Annotated in this window: 5 protein-coding genes; 1 reads left to right on the top strand and 4 read right to left on the bottom strand. The window is 59.2% G+C overall.

Annotation, left to right across the window (positions count from 1 at the left end; translation table 11 throughout):
• Positions 1–217 precede the first annotated feature (217 nt).
• On the top strand, positions 218–484 hold the full coding sequence (locus tag WCA53_RS11180) for a hypothetical protein (protein WP_423909284.1): 267 nt from the start codon (positions 218–220) through the stop codon (positions 482–484).
• Between the two features lie 155 nt (positions 485–639).
• Here WCA53_RS11180 and WCA53_RS11175 read toward each other — a convergent pair whose 3' ends face one another.
• The 4 genes from WCA53_RS11175 to WCA53_RS11160 all read right to left on the bottom strand — a co-directional run.
• Positions 640–1,425, bottom strand: a complete 786-nt coding sequence (locus tag WCA53_RS11175; protein WP_423909280.1) for a molybdopterin-dependent oxidoreductase — start codon at positions 1,423–1,425, stop codon at positions 640–642.
• A 21-nt stretch (positions 1,426–1,446) separates the two neighbouring features.
• Entirely contained in the window at positions 1,447–2,073 is a 627-nt protein-coding gene (locus WCA53_RS11170; protein WP_423909277.1) for a cytochrome b/b6 domain-containing protein, read from the bottom strand.
• A gap of 39 nt (positions 2,074–2,112) precedes the next feature.
• Entirely contained in the window at positions 2,113–2,898 is a 786-nt protein-coding gene (locus WCA53_RS11165; RefSeq protein WP_423909274.1) for a DUF1223 domain-containing protein, read from the bottom strand.
• A gap of 314 nt (positions 2,899–3,212) precedes the next feature.
• On the bottom strand, positions 3,213–3,433 hold a 221-nt coding region (locus tag WCA53_RS11160), incomplete at its 5' end, for a pentapeptide MXKDX repeat protein (RefSeq protein ID WP_423909269.1).

Genomic DNA, 3,433 nt, shown 5'->3' with positions numbered 1-3,433 from the left:
AGAAATAAGCAAGAAAATACTACTTATGCAGAACGACCACGCGAGAAGGACTCTACCCTCGCCGCACACCCACCGTTAGCAGAACCACCCCAACGTCACGCCCCTCACCGCCCTCAGCCGCCCAAACCGGCGTCCCTTCTGCATCCACCGCGCCACGCCCGACGTATACCACCACGACGCGACGCAATCTAGCCTAGCGCCTCATGGAGAGCAGATCATGAACAGGGCAATAGTGGGCAGGGTGACCGCGGGGCTGGCGATGTGTTTGTCAGCCGCGGCATTCGCAGGCAACGGGCAAGGCGGAACGGGCGGTGGCAACGCTCACGGCGCCGCGACATCGGGCATGACGCACTGGGGAGACCCCGTCGTCGCGCCCGGCGGCCCGATGGCGCGCAGCATCGCGGCCAAAAATATGGACGGCACGCCGGCGATGGTCCCGATGATGCCGGATGGATCAAAGGGCACGATACAAAAACCGCAGTAAAAGGCCGACACGTTGCCCATTCACCGGACGTGGCGATCCACGATCCGGTGCGAGCGCGAGGATACCCCTCGACTCGTTTTTCCATTTCGCGAAGACAAGCTCGCTCGCGATGCAATTTCCGACTCTGCCGATCAAACGGCAAACCCCGCTTTAACTCAAGACCCCCCAAACCAGTTATATCCCTGATCGACCCAATACCCGCCCGGATACTTATTCGTCACGAAAATTTCCATGATGTGCTTGGGGTTCTTATAGCCGAGTTTCGTCGGCATCCTGAGCTTCATCGGAAAGCCGTATTTGGGCGGCAACTGCTGGCCGTCGTAGGTAAACGTGAGCAAAGTCTGCGGATGCAGGGCGGTCGGCATGTCAATGCTCTCGTAATAATCGTCGGCGCATTTAAAGCCGACATATTTCGCCGATGTATCCGCGCCCACGCGCTTCAAAAACGCCGAAAACGGCGTACCACCCCAGCGCCCGATCGCACTCCATCCCTCCACGCAGATGTGCCGCGTGATCTGCTCCACTTTCGGCAACGCGTAGAGATCGGGCAGGGTCCAGACCTGGGTGTCCTGCACAAGCCCCCCGACTTTCAGGCGGAAATCGGCGCCATTGACTTCAGGCACGTCGTCGACGCCATAGAACGCATTGAACGGAAAGGGTCGTGTGATCTGCGCTTCGGTGTACGTAGGTGCAAGGCGATTCGGGTCGAAGAGCCAGCCTTGCACGCTATCGTTCAGACGCGAGACGCGGGTCAGGAAGGTCTCGACAGACTTGTTGTCCGACAGGCTGCAGCCGGTCATCATTGCAAGGCCGCCGAGCGTCAGGATCCGTTTGCCGAAGAGCCGGCGCGACGGCATGTCGAGCTCGCGTCGCACATCGATAATCAACGAGTCGCGATCGATGCCCATGCGCACAGGCCGGGAAGGTTTGGTCGGTTTCATGATCGAATTTCCTTGAACTATCTATCGTCCACGAATCATGGTCACCAGGGAGCGCGGCACGAGGGCCACCATGACCAGATGAACGATAATAAAAGCGGCAAGCAATGACATTGCGCAAAAGTGGACAACGCGGGCGAAGTCGTAGCCGCCCATCAACTCACGCAGCAACGGGAACTGCACGGACTTCCAGATCGCGAGTCCGGACAGGATCAGCACGGCTATATCCAGCATCACGAAGAGGTACGCGAGTTTCTGCACCGCGTTGTACTTGCTCGGGTCGGCATGCGATAAATGCCCTTTGAGCGCTTCGCCGAGATCGTGCCGGACGGCGCGCGGTGAAAGCGGAAAGAACTTGGTCCTGATGCGTCCCGTCACGATGTTCATGCCGAGATAGAAAAGGGCGTTCACGAACAGGAGCCACATCGCCGCGAAGTGCCATTGCAATGCGCCTCCAAGCCAACCACCGAGCGTGATGCCAACCGGAATCACGAAGCCCTTGAATACCGGCGATGCATCATAGATCCGCCATCCCGACATCATCATCAGCACCGCCGCGAGTGCGTTGAGCCAGTGACAAACCCGGACCCAGCCGGGTTGGATCAATACAGCAGGCCGGCGCACGTTGCTCACTTCATGTGTCGCGTTCATTCTGACCCTCTCAGTATCAAGAAAAAGCACGCGATTCCTTCAACTCGCGCATCCGGGCAGTTCCGCCACTTGCAGCACGTCACCCGTCGCCGCATTCTCGACGAACGCGACCACGCCCATGCCTTGCAGCATTGGGCCTGCCGTGTAGTCGCCGGCGATTTGCGCACGTCCTCCAACTATACGCACCGGCCCGATCCAGCGACGCACCACGCGGTCGTGATGCAAGGTCGCGCCCCGGTTCTCACCCCCTTTCACGTCGCTCTCGAGCCTGTCTTCGAACACGGCGGCGTACGCGACGGCGTCGTCGGGAAGCGTCGAGCGAGCCTGGAAGGTGGCGTTGAACGCGACATTGCCGGGCGTAGTTGCGTGAGCGTCGATATGAATATCGGCAAGCGGTGCTTCGGAGTTCAATTGCTCGATGCGCGATTCAAAGCTGGCGTCGCTCGACCAACCGCGCAACTCGCGTCCGCCGACAAAAACCTCAGGCGTATAGACCACGTTGCCGCCGCCCTTGGACGACAGGCGTTGTTGCCGCTCCGTGAAAGTCGGTTGCGCAAAGCGATCCTTCCAGCCGAGTCCGTCCCAGTAGTCGACGTGCAGTTCCAGTGGAACCACGGTGTTCGTCTTGCGGGCCTGGTCTAGCTGGCTCAGCCAGTTGTCGGCGGGTGGGCAACTATTGCAGCCCTCGCTCGTGTACAACTCGACCAGCGCCGCGCGATGTGCCGGGCTCGCCGCGCTACACGTGTTCGCGGATGCCCCGTAGGCTGACGCCGCCATGAACGACACGAGGATGGCGGCGATGGAAAGGAACGGTGAGACCCGCATGATGGACTCCGAGGCTTGTTTGACGGACACGAGGTTCAGCAGCGTCCTGTGTGAATCTCTGAAGGGAATACAGCCGAATCATCCCGACGGCCAGCGGCTGGACAAATGGCCGGGCAAATAAGCGCGCCAAAAAATAAGCGCGCGAAATAAGCCCGCGAAATAAGCGCGCGAAATAGGTGCGCGAAATAGGTGCGCGAAATAAGCGCGTGGAAAACGGCCGGGAAATAAGCGCGGGCAAATAAGCGTGGAAAACAATCCACGAAAATACCCACGATACGCCGATCGACGCAGCCATTTTCCGCATTTATTGAAGCTTAGTTCGCCATGGCGCCGGATGCCTCATGAGCCATGGGTTTTTTCATCTTGTCCTGCTTCACGTCCTTGCCCATGGTGTCCTTCGACATTGAATCCTGGCTCATGGCGCCCTTTGACATGGTGTCCTTGGACATTGAGTCTTTTGGCATCGAATCGTTGGACATTGCGCCGCTTGCTTGCGCGAACGCCGAACCACCGCATACCATCAAGCCAGCTGCAA

Source organism: Caballeronia sp. (assembly GCF_049581465.1).
Taxonomy (GTDB): Bacteria; Pseudomonadota; Gammaproteobacteria; order Burkholderiales; family Burkholderiaceae; genus Caballeronia.
Note: the sequence above shows the minus strand (reverse complement) of the source record. Positions and strands in the feature narration are given on the sequence as shown.

Coding starts and splice junctions, on each gene's coding strand:
- WCA53_RS11180 (WP_423909284.1), top strand. CDS start 218: ATGAACAGGGCAATAGTGGGCAGGGTGACCGCGGGGCTGGCGATGTGT.
- WCA53_RS11175 (WP_423909280.1), bottom strand. CDS start 1,425: ATGAAACCGACCAAACCTTCCCGGCCTGTGCGCATGGGCATCGATCGC.
- WCA53_RS11170 (WP_423909277.1), bottom strand. CDS start 2,073: ATGAACGCGACACATGAAGTGAGCAACGTGCGCCGGCCTGCTGTATTG.
- WCA53_RS11165 (WP_423909274.1), bottom strand. CDS start 2,898: ATGCGGGTCTCACCGTTCCTTTCCATCGCCGCCATCCTCGTGTCGTTC.